The organism is Bittarella massiliensis (ex Durand et al. 2017) (genome assembly GCF_001486165.1).
In the GTDB taxonomy this organism is placed as follows: Bacteria; Bacillota; Clostridia; order Oscillospirales; family Ruminococcaceae; genus Bittarella; species Bittarella massiliensis.
The window spans coordinates 555,274-569,840 of the sequence record NZ_LN908976.1 but is presented as its reverse complement, the minus strand read 5'-3'; the positions used below and the strand labels follow the sequence as shown (position 1 = coordinate 569,840).

Sequence of the window (14,567 nt, the reverse complement as noted above, 5' to 3'; positions counted from 1 at the left end):
GATGGAAGTGGCGGCAACACTGGACTTTTGCAGTTTGCAGCAGACTTCGGTGGCGCTGGGGTACTTTGACGGGGTGCACCGGGGCCACATGGAGGTGATCTCCCGGGCGGTGGCCACCGCCCGGGAGAAGGGGCTGCGCCCGGCGGTCTTCACCTTTGTGGCCGAGGGGGGGCGCAAGGGGGAGCGGGCCCTGCAGGGGCAGCTGCTCACCGAGGCGGCCAAGGAGCGGCTGCTGGCGGGCGCCGGGGTGGAGCTGGTGCTCACCCCCCACTTCGCCAGCTTTCGCCAGATGGAGCCGGAGCAGTTCGTGGCCGAGGTGATCCACCTGCGGCTGCGGGCCCGGGCGGTGACCTGCGGCTACGACTTTCGCTTTGGCCGGGGCGGGGCGGGGGACGCCGCCGCCCTCAAGCGCCTCTGCGCCCCCCTGGGCATCGCCGTGGAGGTGGTGCCCGAGTTCCGGCTGGCGGGGCGGGAGGTCTCCTCCACCCGCATCCGCGCCCTCATCGCCCAGGGCGAGGTGGAGGAGGCGGGCCGACTGCTGGGCTACCCCTTCGCCGTGGAGGGGAGCGTGGGCCAGGGCAACCACCTGGGGCGCACCCTCCAGTTCCCCACCGTCAACCAGCGGCTGCAGGAGGGGATGGTGCAGCCCCGCTTCGGGGTCTATGTTTCCCGCACCCGGGCGGCCGGGCGCTGGTGGCCCTCGGTGACCAATGTGGGGGTCAAGCCCACGGTGGGGAGCGAGTGGCCGGTGGCCGAAACCAACCTGCTGGGCTTTTCCGGCGACCTGTACGGGGCCGAGATACGGGTGGAACTGCTCCACTTTCTGCGGGGGGAGCAGAAGTTCGCCTCGGTGGAGGCGCTGCGGGAACAGATTGCCCGGGACGTGCAGAGCGCCCGGGACTACTTCGCCCAAAACGGCTGAGGGGTGGGCCCCCGCCGGGCAAAGGGGGCGGTATCTGCCGGGCGAAAAAGGCCCTCTCCCGGCCTTCGCCCCGGAGAGGGCTACCGGGATGGTGGCAGCGCACCGTGCCCATCGCCTCCTCGCCCCCATTGCCCCCGGTAGCACCGTTTCGCGCCGGCTGCACCTCTAAAATCGCTTTTTTGCCTCTTCGGCGCCCATTCGTTCGGGAGGGGCTTCTGCCAAAACCGTTTGCGCTCCCCAATCAAACCGGGGGGGCTGGGGGTCAAAGTTGAAAAATAGAAATACAGGCAGGCGGATGATACGCCTGCCTGTATTATTTTTATAAAAAACAACAAATTGGATTGCTTGGGCGGGTCAGGGGGCGATCAGAACGGCCCGCACCGGCGCGCCGTCGCTGCCGGCGATCTTGACGGGGGCGGCCGAGAGGAAGTAGCGCCCCGGCTCGACCCCCTCCAGCTTGAGGGTCTCGATGATGGCGATCCCCTCGCCGAGGATGCTCTGGTGGGGCGGTTTCTCCCCGCCCACCGGGCCCACCGAGAGGGCGTCGGTGCCCAGGGTGATGATCCCCTTTTCCCGGAGGATGGGACCGGCGTTCTCGCTGAAAAAGGCAAACCCCTTGACGAGGAGGATGGAGCAGCCCTGGGTGTCCAGCTCCCGCAGCCAGGCGTCGCCCACAGTCTGGCCGGGATAGCTGACCACCAGGCATTCGCCGATGTAGTGCTCCAGCGGCATGTCGGCGATGGAGACCGGCGAGTCGGTGAAGTGGCAGGGGGCGTCGGTGTGGGTGCCCTTGTGCACCGAGGTGGTGATTTGGGTGCAGTTGCAGTCGTCCCCCCGCGCCCGGCTGAGGGTCTGGCGGGTCTCGGCCGGCGGGTCGCCCGGGTAGAGGGGGGCCGAGAGCAGTTCGTGGGAGATGTCGATCAAACGCATGGCAAGCGCCGCCTTTCCGTTTTCTTTTCTCCAGCATAGCAGAGAGTTCCCCCCCTGTACAGGGGCGGCGGCGCTTTTGGGGCAAAAAAGCGCCGAACCTACCGCTCGCCGATGGCGGCAATGATTTCGTAGGTCTTGCGCTCGCGCAGGGCGGGACTCGGCCGCCGCGGCACCAGCGCCCCGGTGTCGAGTGTCCGGTCAAGGGCGATCAGCCGCTCGTTCCGGGCAATCTTGTCCCGGTTTTCCCGCAGGATGTCCGCCGTTTTGGAGGCGGGCTGGGCGACGATGTAGGGGGCGATCCCCCCGCTGTGCAGAATGGCCGCCGCGGTCTTGGGGCCGATCCCCCGCACCCCCTCGATGTTGTCGCTCTTGTCCCCCACCAGGGCCTTGTAGAGGACGTACTCCCCGGGCGCGATTTGAAACCGCTCCCTTACCCGCCGGCAGTCGAAGAGGACGCTGTTTTTTCCCCGGGGAACGTAGAGGGTGGTGCGCCCGTCCACCAGCTGAATGAAGTCGGAGTCGGTGGAGACGACGGTGCAGGCCCGCCCGGCCGCCCCCTCCCGCGCCACGAGGGAGGCGATGAAGTCGTCGGCTTCCACCCCCTCCGCCTCCCGGTGGGGGATGTCCAGGTAGTCCAGCGCCTTTTTGATGAGGGGCAGTTGGGCAAAGGGGTTCTCCCCCTCCGGCACGTCGGCGTAGTCCCGCCGGTTGGCCTTGTAGCCGCTGTCGATGGCCAGGTTGCCCGCCCAACTGGTCTCGCTGTCAAAGACGACGGCCAGGGCGCAGGGCTCAAACTGCTCGGCCAGCTTCTTCAGGCTCCCCAAAAAGCCCACCAGCCCCTTGATTTCCCGCCCCTCCCTGTTTAAAATAGAGGCGGGGATCCCATAGTACATCCGAAACAGCAGGTTGTGCCCGTCCACGACGACGATTTTTTCCATCTTTTCGCCCTCCCCGATCAAAAGGTGATGTGGGCCTCCATTCGACCCCGCGGTCGCCCCCGCCCCCCAGCGCAAAAGGGGGGCGGGGCGGTTTTCTCTGTCCCCCCGCCGGCGGGGGGATAAAAAAAGACAGGTATGATGTCGATCATACCTATCTCTAGGGTCCGGCCGCCCGGCCGGAGGGAACTGCTTCTGCCCCCATTATAGCAGAGGGGCAGACCCTTGGCAACGCCCTCACGCCCTTCCTTTTTTGGAGGGGGAGGAGGGGCCGTTCCCCGCCGGCGAACGCCGGGAAAAGATTGGATTTTTGCTTTACAACAGCCCTGGTTTGTGGTATCCTAACAACTGTGTGACCCATTACTTGGCTCTGGGGGCATGCCCCGAAACGGGGAGTTCACCTGCCCACTGCGAAGTTTTGCGGCGCAAATTTTACAATGAGGTGAAAGACATGGAAAACAAACAGGAACTCATCGCCAAATACCGCGTCAATGAGAAAGACACCGGCTCGCCGGAGGTGCAGATCGCCCTCCTGACCGCCCGCATCAACCACCTGAGCGAGCACCTGAAAGAGCACCCCCACGACCACCACTCCCGCCGGGGTCTGCTGAAGATGGTCGGCAAGCGCCGCAACCTGCTCAAGTACCTGACCAAGGTCGATGTGGAGCGGTACCGCGCCATCATCAAAGAGCTGGGCATCCGCAAGTAGGCGACGATCAAAAAAATAGAGAGGGCCCTGGCCACCATCGGCCAGGGCCCTTTTTTTGCAGGAGCGCCGCCCCGCCATCGGCTGGGGCGGCGCTCCTTTGACGCGTGTTTTTTTACAGGCCCTGCCGGACGCAGTCGCCGGTAACCCGGCCGATTTTGGCCGAGCGGTGGACCGAGAGGGTGCCGCTGCAGTCCACCTGCCCGATGTCGCAGCGGGGGCCGATGGTCACGTTCTGCCCGCTCACCGTGTCGGCCCGGACCCCCGAGAGGGAGATGGTGGTGGCCTCCACCATCCCCACGGTGGAGAGGGTGGGGAAGAGGAGGGCACCCAGCCCGCGGCTGTGGGAGATGATTTGGATCTGGTCGCCCACCACCTCCCGGGCGTTGATGGCGCCTTCGGCCTTGAGGAAGTCGGCGGAGATCTGCCCCCCCACCCGGATGTAGCCGGAACAGCGGACCTCCTGCGCCTCGAGGTTGCAGTCCTCGCCCAGGACCAGCCGCCCCGAGGCGGACAGGGACGCGGCACTGATGTCGCCCTCGAAGTCGGCGGTGCCGCTGCAGGTGAGTTTGCCCACCTTCAGCTTCCCCTGGCAGGTAAACTTGCCCGAGACGGAGAGGGACTGGGCCGTCAGGTCGCCGGTGCACTTACCCATCCCCGAGACCTTGACGCTGCCGTACTCCCCCCCGGCAATGGTGCCCATCCCATCGATTCGCGTATCCTGCATCTCATTTCCTCCTGCTCTCATCTGTCGGGCCGCTCTCAAAGCGGGCGGTGTACTTCATCTTGATGCGGCCGGCCAGCTCGCTCATGGGGCGGCTGTCCAGCACCGAGACGGCCGGGCCGAAAAGGGGCGGCTGCTCCCCCCCGGTGACCGCCAGGGTCAGCTCCCCCCCGCAGCGAAAGAGGGTGCAGCCCCCCTCGGCGCAGCGCAGCGGCGGGGGGAGCGCCAGGGCCTGATAGACCAAGTCCTTGGCGCTTTCGGGCGGGAGGGAGAGGTGCTGCACCCCCTCCCACAGGGCGGCCAACAGCACCGCCTGGTCAAAGGAGAGGCCGGCGGGCGGGGCGGCGGCTTCGGCCGCGGCCAGCAGGTCGGGCCCGATCTCGCCCCACTCCCAGAGTTCCCGCGGGGCAAGGGGGACATCCACCGCCTCGGGGGAGAGGATCTTGGCCAGCTCTTCCAGGGAGTAGCGGTCTTTTGCCTCCAGAATGGCCTGCACCCGGGCGAGCATCTGTTCTTTGGGGAAAAAGGTCTCCTGCCCGGTGTAGGAGGACTGCTTGATAAACCACCCCTCCGGGATCAGCCGCTCCCGCTTCCAGCGGTAGAGCTGGCCGTAGGAGATGCCGGTCTCGGCCAACAGCTGTTTTTTGGAGATGAGTTCCAGGGAAATCGCCCCCCTTTCGTAACAATGTTCTGTCGATGGGTTCATCGTAACATAACATTGTTTTGTTGTCAACCAAAACTTTGGCGCAAAAAAAGAGAGGGCCGCAGGGCCCCCTCTCAATGGGTGGGTAGAAGACCGCTATTCCCCTGCCGGGGGAAAGGCCACCTGCCGCCGGTAGACGGGGCCGGGGATGGTGGCGCGGTAGACGGCGTCCAGCAGGGCGGGGATCTCGCAGTCGGGGAAGTCCCGCGCCACCGGGAAGAAGAGGATGCGGTAATCCACCCCGAAAAGGCGGCAGCGGCAGCCGGTCTCCCGGGCCCCGTTTTTCAGGTAAAAGCGGATGCGCCGGCGGCGGGTCTCCCGCTCCGGGGCGGTGGGGGCGGTGTCGGGGTCCTCCACCTCGATGAGCAGCCCCTGGCAGCCGTCGAGCTGGCCGGGCAACTGCCGCCAAAAGGCGCTGCCCGCCCCCCGGCCCCTGCCCCCCTGGCAGACGGCGTAGTAGTCCAGCAGCCAGCAGGGGCCCTCGGGCACCCGGGTGAAAAAGGCGTAGGCGCGCAGTTCCGCCCCCGCAAAGCCGCCCAGGCAGAGGTAGCGCCCCCGCCGCAGCAGGGAGAGGATGGCCGCCAGGGGCTTGCGCTCGGCGGGGGGAAAGTCGCGGGAGAGGTGGCGGGCGTAGAGGGCGCGCACCTCTTTGGCGGTGAGGGGTCGGCAGTTCAAAGAAGATGCTCCTTTCTGAATGCGCCGCCGCCTCAAAGCGGCGGGGCAGGGGATGGGGCGCCCCTATGCAAGGGGGCGGGTGTACTGGATCTCCTCCACCGGCTGGCCCCCGACCTCCCCTTCGAGGCGGGCGCCGGAGGGGGCAAAGCCCTGGCGGCGGTAAAAGGCATGGGCCCGCAGGTTGCCCTTCAGCACCCACAGGTAGACAGAGGGGTAGCCCTGACCAGCCAGTTCGTCCAGCGCTGCGCCCAGCAGCGGGACACCCAGCTCCCGGCCCCAGTAGGCGGGCTTTAGGTAGAGGGAGACCACCTCCCCCCAGCCCGCCATCTCGGGACTGCGGGCCGGGCAGCAGGAACAGGTGCCGGCGATGGTGTCCCCGTCCAGGAGGAGGAAGCTCGTTCGCTGGGGGGCGTCCAGCACCCCCAGCCAGTTGCGGGCATCGAGGCCGTCGAGATAGGCCTGGGGGATGAGCCCCCGGTAGGCGGCCCGCCAACTGTCCACGTACACCTGGCCGATGGCGAGCCGGTCGTCGCCGTCTGTGGCGGGGCGGACGATCATCCCTCCGCCCCCCCTTCTGGGGGCGGGGTGGGCCCGGGCGGGTCCTTTTTCTTGATGGCGGTGCCGATGGCCAGCCCCAGACAGAGGCCGACGGAGATGCCGATGGCCAGGTTGTGAAAGACGACACCGAAGGCCGTTCCCAGGCAGAGACCCAGGCACAGCCCCAGGGACTGGTAGTTTTCTTCCTCCGGCTCGGGGGGAGGGGTGGGGTCGTCGCGCTTGGGCGCTTCGCCGGTGGACATAAAAATCGCTTCCTTTCGCCGCTGTTTCTCCCAGTGTACTGTCTGTACAGGCCCGCTGTCAACGACTTTGCGGTTTGACAACAACTGGCATTGGGGGTAAACTGGCATCCAACCCACCAAAGGGCCCTGCCGCCCGCCGGGGCGAATGGGGGGGAACAGGGCCGTTCGGCAGAACGCCCCCGCCCGCCGCGGCCGGCATCCCTCCGCGCCGCGGGCCCGGCGGGAGAGAGGGCATCCTGCCCAGGGGGCGCCTAGGGCCTCCCTCGGACCCCATCTTGAAAGGAGCGCGTTTTTATGTGTGAGGAGTGTTACAGCGAAGACAGCCGGGCCACCCCACTGCGGGGGGCGCGGGCCTGCCTGGAGGGGCACACCCAGTACATCTGCGGCAGTTGCGGCCGCTGCATCTGCATCGAGAGGGAGGAGCGGCGCGGGCTGCAGCGCTGGAACTTCCCCTTTCAGACCCTCGAGCAGGCCAAACTCTACCTGCGGGCCGCCGACCACACCTGCCAAAGGGCCTGCGGCATCTACCAGATCGAGGGGCCGGGCGGCCGGACCTTCTACAAAATTTTCCCCGGCCGGGGGGAACTGGCGGCCTTTCTGCGCAAAAACCCCGGCAAGCGCTGCCCCCAGGGCGCGCCCCTCTTTTCGGCCGGCCGGTACCGCGAATTCCCCGGCACCCAGTTGCGGCGGCTGCGCCCCCAGGAGGTGGAGGCGTACCTCGCCCAGCGGTGATGGGGGATGGCCGTCCCGCCGCCCTGTCCCCCCCTTCCATTCTGCCCCGCCCCCTTTGCCAGAGCCGCCTTTTCCTCTCGGCCGCAGCGCATCCGTCCCCTCCTGCCGCCTTTCCCCCTCCGCATCTCTGGAAGGCAGGGCCGCCCCCTCTCCGTCCGGTGGCGAAGGGGGGCGGCCCTGCCTTCCCTCACCCCCCGTCGGCATTTGTCGAATTGCCTACAAAATGGCCGCCGTTATGGGCATAGCCCACAAAACTGCGGCCATTCCTTTACAGTGAACTGGTATTTATACTATACTGATGCCATAGCCGAACGGCCGCCTCCCCTTTCCCTCCGTGGGGGAGGGGGGCGGGCCGCCCGGCCCCGGGGTGGGGGCGGACATCGGTTTTTGCAGACTATCGCGCCCCCTTTGCGCCTTCAAAAGGGGTGGGATACCCTGTAAAAGCGCGGTCCCGCCGGCCATCAATTTTGTGTGCGCAGGAGGAATGCGTGATGTTTGAGGAATTCAGAGTGTTTGAGACCCAGTTCGCGGGGAAGAAGCTGTCGGTGGAGACCGGGAAGATGTGCTGCCTGGCCAACGGCTCCTGCCTGGTGCGCTACGGCGAGACCACCGTGCTCTGCAACGCCACCATGTCCCAAAAACCCAGGGAGGGGATCGACTTCTTCCCCCTCTCGGTGGACTTTGAGGAAAAGCTCTACTCGGTGGGGCGGATCCCCGGCTCCTTTTTGAAGCGGGAGTCCCGCCCCTCCGAAAAGGCGGTGCTGGCCTGCCGGATGGTGGACCGCCCCATCCGCCCCCTCTTCCCCAAGGACATGCGCAACGACGTGGCGGTGGTGATGACGGTGATGTCGGTGGACCCCACCTGCGCGCCCGAAATCGCCGGTCTCATCGGCACCTCCATCGCCCTGGCCATCTCCGACATCCCCTGGAAGGGGCCCATCGGCGGGGTGCAGGTGGGGCTTGTGGACGGCAAGGTGGTGCTCAACCCCAGCGAGGAGGAGGGCCACCGCTCCGACCTGCACCTGACCCTGGCCGGCTCCAAGGAAAAGATCGTCATGATCGAGTGCGCCGCCAACGAGGTGGACAACGACACCATGCTCGACTGCATCAAGGCCGGGCACGAGGAGATCCGCTCCATCATCGATTTCATCGAGAACATCCGCCTGGAAATCGGCAGGGAAAAGATCCCCTATACCTCGAAAGACGTGCCCTTTGAACTGCTGGACGCGGTGCGCGACTACGCCCTGGAGAAGATGCAGCACTGCATGGACACCGACGACAAGCGGGTGCGCGACGAGCGGCTGGCCCCCCTCTACGAGGAGGTGCACGACCACTTTGACGACCGCTGCCCCGACGACCCCGGCCTGATCGACGACTGCCTCTACAAGCTGCAAAAGCAGGTGGTCCGCCGCTGGCTGCTGGACGAGGGCAAGCGGGTCGACGGCCGCGGCATCGACGAGATCCGCCCCCTGGCGGCCGAGGTGGGGGTCCTCCCCCGGGTGCACGGCAGCGCCCTCTTCACCCGCGGGCAGACCCAGGTGCTGACGATCGCCACCCTGGGCCCGGTCAGCGAATCGCAGCGGCTCGACGGCATCGACCACGAGACCGGCAAGCGCTACATGCACCACTACAACTTCCCCTCCTACTCGGTGGGGGAGACCCGGCCCAGCCGCGGCCCCGGCCGCCGGGAGATCGGCCACGGCGCCCTGGCCGAAAAGGCCCTGGTGCCCGTCCTCCCCAGCGAGGAGGAGTTCCCCTACGCCATCCGCCTGGTGAGCGAGGTGCTCTCCTCCAACGGCTCCACCTCCCAGGGCTCCATCTGCGCCTCTACCCTGGCGCTGATGGACGCCGGCGTTCCCATCAAAGAGCCGGTGGCGGGCATCTCCTGCGGCCTGGTGACCGAGGGGGAGCGCTGGATGACCATGGTGGACATCCAGGGGGTCGAGGACTTCTTCGGCGACATGGACTTTAAAGTCGGCGGCACCAAAAACGGCATCACCGCCATCCAGGTGGACATCAAAAACGACGGCCTGACCTATGACATCATTGCCGAGGCCTTTGAAAAGACCTACAAGGCCCGGATGCACATCCTCAACGACATCATGCTCAAGGCCCTGCCCGCCCCCCGGCCCGAGGTGTCCCAGTACGCGCCCAAGATGCGGGGGATGCAGATCCACCCCGACAAGATCCGCGAAGTCATCGGCTCGGGCGGCAAGGTCATTCAAAAAATCTGTGCCGAGTGCGGCGTCAAGGTGGACGTGGAGGACGACGGCCGCGTCTTTGTCTCCGGCATCGACCTGGCCGGGGTGGAGCGCGCCATCACCATCATCAAGACCATCGTGCAGGACCCCGAGGTGGGCGCCCTCTACAAGGGGGTCGTCACCCGGCTGATGAACTTCGGCGCCTTTGTGGAGATCGCCCCCGGCAAAGAGGGGCTGGTCCACATCTCCAAGCTGGACAAAGAGCGGGTGGAGAAGGTGGAGGACGTGGTCAACGTGGGCGACGTGGTGGTGGTCAAGGTCACCGAAATCGACCGCCAGGGCCGCATCAACCTCTCCCGCAAGGACGCGCTGGAGGAGATGGAGCGGGCCAAAAAGAAGAGAGAAGAGCAGCAGGAGCAGGGGGAGTAAAGCCCCCGCATCCCCGCCGCCAAAAAAGAGAGGGCCCACACAGCCGTGTGGGCCCTCTTTGATTGCCTGTTCTATACGATTTGTAATATACAATAAAATAATTACAAGTTTTCCTCCCCCGGCAGGGGCTGCAAGGGGGATCTGCCGTCGGGGAGGGGGCATATCTGGTAGAGGCGGTCGCTCAACTGCACACAGGTGTGGTAGGCGGACCAGTAGCACCCGCACAGCCGCTTCCAGCGCTTGGTCAGGAGGAAACCGGCGAGGGTGGCGGCCGCGCAGAGGCAGCTACACCCCCAAAAGACGTACCACCCCCAGCCGGGGAAGCGCAAAAACAGGAAAAAGCCTGCGCCGAGGCAGAGCAGGAGGGCGTATAAAACAGGCGTCCAACGCCAAAAGTGGGTGCGCCGTTCCAGCCGTTCGCGGGCCTGTTCGGCCGCCAGCAGCCGGGGGTAGACCTCCTCCCACCGGCGGCAGATGGCGTCCAGTTCCTCCCGCTGCGCCTGGGAGAGCTGCGAGACGTCCGGCCACTGCGACATGGGGCACACCCCCTTTCGGGCAGAAGGGGCGGTCAGTCCCGCGCCTTCATGATGGATTTGAGCACTTCCTTGAGCAGCCGCCGCTCGTGCGGGGTGAGGCGATCGACCAGGGGGCGGATGTCCTCCCCCCCGTCGGGCAGGCAGAGGTCCCCCTGCAAAAGGTACTGGGGGGAAACCGTGAGGTTGTTGCAGATTTTCAGCAGCAGGTCCAGTCCCAGCCCCCGCTTGCCGCTGAGGATCTTTTGCATGTAGGCGGCGGAGACGTCGCACGCCTCGGCCAGCGCCTCCACCGTCACCCCTTTGGCCAGCCGCGCCTCGTTGAGCAGCTTGCCGAACTGTGTCCGGTCCACCCGGTCCCACCCCCTCTCTGCCCGTTTGGTATAAGACTGCATGGGCCCCTGACCGCGCGCCGCGCCGCCGGGGCCCTTTTTCAGTATAGGAAATATTTTCCCCGCGGAGAATCGACAGACCGGCCTTTTTGCGGACAGAAAGGCCGCGGCGGTCCTTTTTTTGAAATCTGCTGAGACAATCCCCGCAGTCAATTCAACAGCATACAGGATTTGGGGAGACAATATACCAACGATTGAGGGTATTGCCGTATTTTTTGCCGGGTGTCCACCTCGCGAGTTATTGGGGAGAAAGCATACCGCCGTGGGTGATGGAAAGGGAGCAGGGAGGGAGATGCGCCCCTCTCTCCGCCAGCACAGTCCGTCTCATCCCCTCTTTTTTCACGGCATGGGGCGAGGTAGAGAGCACCTGTTTCACCCCTTTTTTCCAGCGTGCGATGGATATAACAAGATTCCGACAGTACACGGGAGCAAGGGTACCTCCCTCTGACAGAAAACGCCCCGGGAGCGCTTTTGCCGCCTTCCTTGCCAGCACTTCCCTGCATGGCAGAAGATAGACACCCCCTACATTCCCCCGAACAGTACACAGGGCAAAGGCCGCCTTCTCCTGGTGAGATCCTCCCGGCCATCCTGATTTCCTCCCATCCCCGCCCCCTCTGTGCGCGGAGGAAAAGTGGGGAGTGCCCCTTCCTCACCGCGGCCGCAAAGGCGCCCCTCCTCGCCGCCAAAGGGGCCACAGTACCCACGGAGAGGGAAAATCAGAAGAAAAAATTCCCACAAAATTTCGCGCGGCAGCGGCCATTTTGCGGCAAATCGGCAAAAGCGGGGGGCGGGATGAAAAATTTGGGGAGAGGGGATTGACAGATTGGGTTAGCAGCGGTAAACTATGAACTGTTCAAAAAAGTTAGTTAACGCTAACCAAATGCATTGGCCCTCGGTCCCAGGTGGGCCGCCAAAGAGGAGGGGAGGGGACATGATGCCCTTGACAATGGCAAAGGCGGGGGAGACGGTCACCATCCGCAAGATCACCGGCCGCGACGAGGTCCGCCAGCACCTGGCGGAGCTGGGCTTTGTGGTGGACACGTCGGTGACGGTGGTCAGCGAGTTGGCCGGCAACCTGATCTTGCAGGTGAAAGACAGCCGCATCGCCCTGGACAAGACCATGGCCATGCGGGTGATGATTTGAGAGGAGAGAGAGCCCGATGAAAACGCTGAGAGACGCCAAGGTGGGGGACACGGTCACGGTGGTCAAGCTCCACGGCGAGGGGGCGGTCAAGCGCCGCATCATGGACATGGGGATCACCAAGGGGGTGGACATCCACATCCGCAAGGTGGCCCCCCTGGGGGACCCGCTGGAACTCAATGTCCGCGGGTACGAGCTGTCCCTGCGCAAGGCGGATGCACAGATGATCGAAATCGGCTAGGGCGGCGGGCGCCGCCTGTTTTTCGGCCAAGCGGTTAGCTTGTGCTAATCGAGAGAGGGGGAGTACAAGAAATGGAGATAAAAATCGCCCTGGCGGGCAATCCCAACTGCGGTAAAACCACCCTGTTCAACGCCCTGACCGGCTCCAACCAGTACGTCGGCAACTGGCCCGGCGTCACGGTGGAAAAGAAGGAGGGCCGCCTCAAAGGGCATGGGGACGCGGTCATTCAGGACCTGCCGGGCATCTACTCGCTGTCGCCCTACACCCTGGAAGAGGTGGTGGCCCGCAGCTACCTGGTGGGGGAGAAGCCCGACGCCATCCTCAACATCGTCGACGGCACCAACATCGAGCGCAACCTCTACCTGACCACCCAGCTCATCGAGCTGGGGCTGCCGGTGGTGGTGGCGGTCAACATGATCGACCTGGTGCGCAAAAACGGCGACCGCATCGACCTCGCCAAGCTGGGCGACGCCCTGGGCTGCCAGGTGCTGGAGATGAGCGCCCTCAAGGGGGAGGGCGGCATGGCCGCCGCCGAGGCCGCCCTGGCCCTGGCCAAGGGCCACCGGGCGGGGGAACTGCCCCACGTCTTTACCGGCAGCGTCGAGCACGCCATCGCCCACATCGAGGAGTCCATCGCCGGGAAGGTGGACGACCGCTTCCTGCGCTGGTACGCCATCAAGGTGTTCGAGCGCGACGAGCGGGTGATGGAGGAGCTGCGGCTCTCCGCCTCCCTGAAGGCGCACCTGGAACAGCACATCGCCGACTGCGAGCAGGAGCTGGACGACGATGCCGAGAGCATCATCACCAACCAGCGCTACGCCTACATCAGCGGGGTGATCGAGCGCTCGGTGAAAAAGAAGCGGGCCAAACACAGCCTCTCGATTTCCGACAAGATCGACCGCGTCGTCACCAACCGGGTGCTGGCCCTGCCCATCTTTGCGGCCGCGATGTTTTTGGTCTACTACATCTCCATCTCCACGGTGGGGGACATCGTCACCGAGTGGACCAACGAGACCCTGTTTAGCGGCCTCATCTGCGGCAACCTGAGCGCCTGGATGGAGGGCATCGGCTGTGCACCCTGGCTGGTGGGCCTGGTGGTCGACGGCATCGTCGGCGGCGTGGGCGCGGTCATCGGCTTTGTGCCCCAGATGCTCATCCTCTTCCTCATGCTCTCGGTGTTGGAAGACATCGGCTACATGGCCCGGGTCGCCTTTATCATGGACCGCATCTTCCGCCGCTTCGGCCTCTCCGGCAAGAGCTTCATCCCCATGCTCATCGCCTCGGGCTGCGGGGTGCCCGGCGTCATGGCCAGCCGCACCATTGAAAACGAGCGCGACCGCCGCATGACCATCATGACCACCTGCTTCATCCCCTGCGGGGCGAAAATGCCCATCATCGGCCTGTTCGCCGGGGCCCTCTTCGGCGGCTCCGGGCTGGTGGCCACCTCGGCCTACTTCATCGGGGTGGCGGCGGTGATTTTTTCAGGCATCGTCCTCAAAAAGACCAAGATGTTCTCCGGCGACCCGGCCCCCTTCGTCATGGAGCTGCCGGCCTACCACGTCCCCGCGGTGGGGAACGTACTGCGGGCCACCTGGGAGCGGGGCTGGTCCTTCATCAAGCGGGCCGGCACCGTCATCCTGGCCTCCTCGGTGGTGCTGTGGTTCTTGCAGTCCTTCGGCTTTGTGGATGGGGTCTTCGGGATGGTGGAGGACAACAACACCTCCCTGCTGGCCTCCATCGGCAGCGCCATCTCCTTCCTCTTTGCACCCCTGGGCTTTGGCAGTTGGAAACCGGCCGTGGCCACCTTCACCGGCCTCATCGCCAAGGAGAACGTGGTGGGCACCTTCGGCGTTCTCTACGGCTTTGCCGAGGTGGCTGAGGACGGCGCCGAGATCTGGGGCAACATCGCCACCGACTTCACCCAGCTCTCCGCTTACAGCTTCATGATCTTCAACCTCCTCTGCGCCCCCTGCTTTGCGGCCATGGGCGCCATCAAGCGGGAGATGAACAGCGCCAAATGGACCTTTGCCGCCATCGGCTACATGTGCGGCCTGGCCTATCTCGCCTCGCTGGTGGTCTACCAGTTGGGCCTGCTCTTCACCGGCCACGGCTTTGGCGTCGGCACCGCCGCCGCTGTCCTGGCCCTGCTGGCCGCCGTCTACCTGCTGGTGCGCAAAAACCGGTATGACGACAACCCCCTGGCGGTGCGTTCGGTCACCGCCGCCTCGAAGAAAAAGGAGATGATTTCTTGAACGGACCCACTATCGTCGGCGCGCTGATCGTCTTGGCCGTCGTCGCCGCCATCGTCGGGCGGGGCATCTGGAACAGGAGACACCACCGGGGCGGCTGCAGCTGCGGCTGCGGCGACTGCCCCAGCAGGGGCCTCTGCCACCCCGACAAATAGACAAACAGGGGGACGCGGGCGGCAAAACCGCCGGCGCCCCTCTTTTTTGAAAGGAATATTTTCCCGGGAGACGCCGCCGCAATGGGGCCCTCGGGGAAG

The 14,567-nt window shown here is 65.3% G+C and carries 17 protein-coding genes; 8 read left to right on the top strand and 9 right to left on the bottom strand.

All coding sequences use genetic code 11. The features are described from left to right. Window position 1: 1 nt before the first annotated feature. The gene (gene ribF, locus BN3266_RS06190) at window positions 2–922 is read left to right on the top strand and encodes a riboflavin biosynthesis protein RibF (protein ID WP_059004462.1); all 921 of its coding nucleotides are present in this window, start codon (window positions 2–4) and stop codon (window positions 920–922) included. A 354-nt stretch (window positions 923–1,276) separates the two neighbouring features. Here the strand turns inward: ribF and BN3266_RS06185 are convergent, their stop codons facing one another. Together BN3266_RS06185 and BN3266_RS06180 are read right to left on the bottom strand one after the other, a co-directional pair. Continuing rightward, on the bottom strand, window positions 1,277–1,852 hold the full coding sequence (locus BN3266_RS06185; protein WP_059004461.1) for a cyclase family protein: 576 nt from the start codon (window positions 1,850–1,852) through the stop codon (window positions 1,277–1,279). Between the two features lie 98 nt (window positions 1,853–1,950). Beyond that, entirely contained in the window at window positions 1,951–2,790 is an 840-nt protein-coding gene (locus BN3266_RS06180; protein WP_154668997.1) for a 5'-3' exonuclease, read from the bottom strand. Window positions 2,791–3,238: 448 nt separating this feature from the next. Between BN3266_RS06180 and rpsO the strand changes: the two genes are divergently transcribed. After that, complete coding sequence (gene rpsO / locus BN3266_RS06175) at window positions 3,239–3,496, top strand: 30S ribosomal protein S15 (RefSeq protein ID WP_044992442.1); 258 nt, start codon at window positions 3,239–3,241, stop codon at window positions 3,494–3,496. A 112-nt stretch (window positions 3,497–3,608) separates the two neighbouring features. On the opposite strand, the gene BN3266_RS06170 is transcribed toward rpsO, so the two are convergent. The 5 genes from BN3266_RS06170 to BN3266_RS06150 form a co-directional block, all read right to left on the bottom strand. Then, entirely contained in the window at window positions 3,609–4,220 is a 612-nt protein-coding gene (locus BN3266_RS06170) for a polymer-forming cytoskeletal protein (RefSeq protein ID WP_075109687.1), read from the bottom strand. Between the two features lies 1 nt (window position 4,221). After that, the gene (locus tag BN3266_RS13525; protein ID WP_082671690.1) at window positions 4,222–4,923 is read right to left on the bottom strand and encodes a DUF4004 family protein; all 702 of its coding nucleotides are present in this window, start codon (window positions 4,921–4,923) and stop codon (window positions 4,222–4,224) included. Between the two features lie 93 nt (window positions 4,924–5,016). Beyond that, window positions 5,017–5,595 (bottom strand): hypothetical protein, encoded by a 579-nt coding sequence (locus BN3266_RS06160; RefSeq protein ID WP_059004458.1) that lies wholly within the window; start codon window positions 5,593–5,595, stop codon window positions 5,017–5,019. A 63-nt stretch (window positions 5,596–5,658) separates the two neighbouring features. Then, a complete protein-coding gene (locus BN3266_RS06155; RefSeq protein ID WP_059004457.1) occupies window positions 5,659–6,153 on the bottom strand; it encodes a GNAT family N-acetyltransferase in 495 nt (164 codons plus the stop codon). Then, entirely contained in the window at window positions 6,150–6,395 is a 246-nt protein-coding gene (locus BN3266_RS06150; protein WP_059004456.1) for a glycine zipper domain-containing protein, read from the bottom strand. The genes BN3266_RS06155 and BN3266_RS06150 overlap by 4 nt, the downstream gene beginning before the upstream one ends. A gap of 294 nt (window positions 6,396–6,689) precedes the next feature. Here BN3266_RS06150 and BN3266_RS06145 point away from each other — a divergent pair, with 294 nt between their 5' ends. Then, on the top strand, window positions 6,690–7,127 hold the full coding sequence (locus BN3266_RS06145) for a hypothetical protein (protein ID WP_059004455.1): 438 nt from the start codon (window positions 6,690–6,692) through the stop codon (window positions 7,125–7,127). Window positions 7,128–7,618: 491 nt separating this feature from the next. Beyond that, window positions 7,619–9,757 carry a polyribonucleotide nucleotidyltransferase gene (locus BN3266_RS06140; protein ID WP_059004454.1) on the top strand — a complete coding sequence of 713 codons (2,139 nt, stop codon included), beginning with the start codon at window positions 7,619–7,621 and terminating at the stop codon, window positions 9,755–9,757. Window positions 9,758–9,858: 101 nt separating this feature from the next. On the opposite strand, the gene BN3266_RS06135 is transcribed toward BN3266_RS06140, so the two are convergent. Next, entirely contained in the window at window positions 9,859–10,293 is a 435-nt protein-coding gene (locus BN3266_RS06135) for a hypothetical protein (RefSeq protein WP_059004453.1), read from the bottom strand. Between the two features lie 32 nt (window positions 10,294–10,325). Continuing rightward, entirely contained in the window at window positions 10,326–10,643 is a 318-nt protein-coding gene (locus tag BN3266_RS06130; protein ID WP_052537612.1) for a helix-turn-helix domain-containing protein, read from the bottom strand. 970 nt (window positions 10,644–11,613) lie between these two features. Here BN3266_RS06130 and BN3266_RS06125 point away from each other — a divergent pair. From BN3266_RS06125 to BN3266_RS13170, 4 genes are all read left to right on the top strand, one after another. Then, window positions 11,614–11,826 (top strand): FeoA family protein, encoded by a 213-nt coding sequence (locus BN3266_RS06125; RefSeq protein WP_059004452.1) that lies wholly within the window; start codon window positions 11,614–11,616, stop codon window positions 11,824–11,826. Between the two features lie 16 nt (window positions 11,827–11,842). Continuing rightward, a complete protein-coding gene (locus BN3266_RS06120; protein WP_059004451.1) occupies window positions 11,843–12,064 on the top strand; it encodes a FeoA family protein in 222 nt (73 codons plus the stop codon). A gap of 71 nt (window positions 12,065–12,135) precedes the next feature. After that, window positions 12,136–14,316, top strand: a complete 2,181-nt coding sequence (gene feoB / locus BN3266_RS06115; RefSeq protein ID WP_059004450.1) for a ferrous iron transport protein B — start codon at window positions 12,136–12,138, stop codon at window positions 14,314–14,316. After that, window positions 14,313–14,468 (top strand): FeoB-associated Cys-rich membrane protein, encoded by a 156-nt coding sequence (locus BN3266_RS13170; RefSeq protein WP_075109686.1) that lies wholly within the window; start codon window positions 14,313–14,315, stop codon window positions 14,466–14,468. The genes feoB and BN3266_RS13170 overlap by 4 nt, the downstream gene beginning before the upstream one ends. The last annotated feature ends 99 nt before the right edge of the window (window positions 14,469–14,567 follow it).

Excerpts from the sequence above, each read along its gene's own strand:
- BN3266_RS06120 (WP_059004451.1), top strand. The coding sequence starts at position 11,843 with ATGAAAACGCTGAGAGACGCCAAGGTGGGGGACACGGTCACGGTGGTC.
- BN3266_RS06145 (WP_059004455.1), top strand. The coding sequence starts at position 6,690 with ATGTGTGAGGAGTGTTACAGCGAAGACAGCCGGGCCACCCCACTGCGG.
- BN3266_RS06140 (WP_059004454.1), top strand. The coding sequence starts at position 7,619 with ATGTTTGAGGAATTCAGAGTGTTTGAGACCCAGTTCGCGGGGAAGAAG.
- BN3266_RS06155 (WP_059004457.1), bottom strand. The coding sequence starts at position 6,153 with ATGATCGTCCGCCCCGCCACAGACGGCGACGACCGGCTCGCCATCGGC.
- BN3266_RS06135 (WP_059004453.1), bottom strand. The coding sequence starts at position 10,293 with ATGTCGCAGTGGCCGGACGTCTCGCAGCTCTCCCAGGCGCAGCGGGAG.
- BN3266_RS06150 (WP_059004456.1), bottom strand. The coding sequence starts at position 6,395 with ATGTCCACCGGCGAAGCGCCCAAGCGCGACGACCCCACCCCTCCCCCC.
- BN3266_RS06185 (WP_059004461.1), bottom strand. The coding sequence starts at position 1,852 with ATGCGTTTGATCGACATCTCCCACGAACTGCTCTCGGCCCCCCTCTAC.
- rpsO (WP_044992442.1), top strand. The coding sequence starts at position 3,239 with ATGGAAAACAAACAGGAACTCATCGCCAAATACCGCGTCAATGAGAAA.
- feoB (WP_059004450.1), top strand. The coding sequence starts at position 12,136 with ATGGAGATAAAAATCGCCCTGGCGGGCAATCCCAACTGCGGTAAAACC.
- BN3266_RS13525 (WP_082671690.1), bottom strand. The coding sequence starts at position 4,923 with ATGAACCCATCGACAGAACATTGTTACGAAAGGGGGGCGATTTCCCTG.
- ribF (WP_059004462.1), top strand. The coding sequence starts at position 2 with ATGGAAGTGGCGGCAACACTGGACTTTTGCAGTTTGCAGCAGACTTCG.
- BN3266_RS06170 (WP_075109687.1), bottom strand. The coding sequence starts at position 4,220 with ATGCAGGATACGCGAATCGATGGGATGGGCACCATTGCCGGGGGGGAG.
- BN3266_RS06180 (WP_154668997.1), bottom strand. The coding sequence starts at position 2,790 with ATGGAAAAAATCGTCGTCGTGGACGGGCACAACCTGCTGTTTCGGATG.
- BN3266_RS06125 (WP_059004452.1), top strand. The coding sequence starts at position 11,614 with ATGATGCCCTTGACAATGGCAAAGGCGGGGGAGACGGTCACCATCCGC.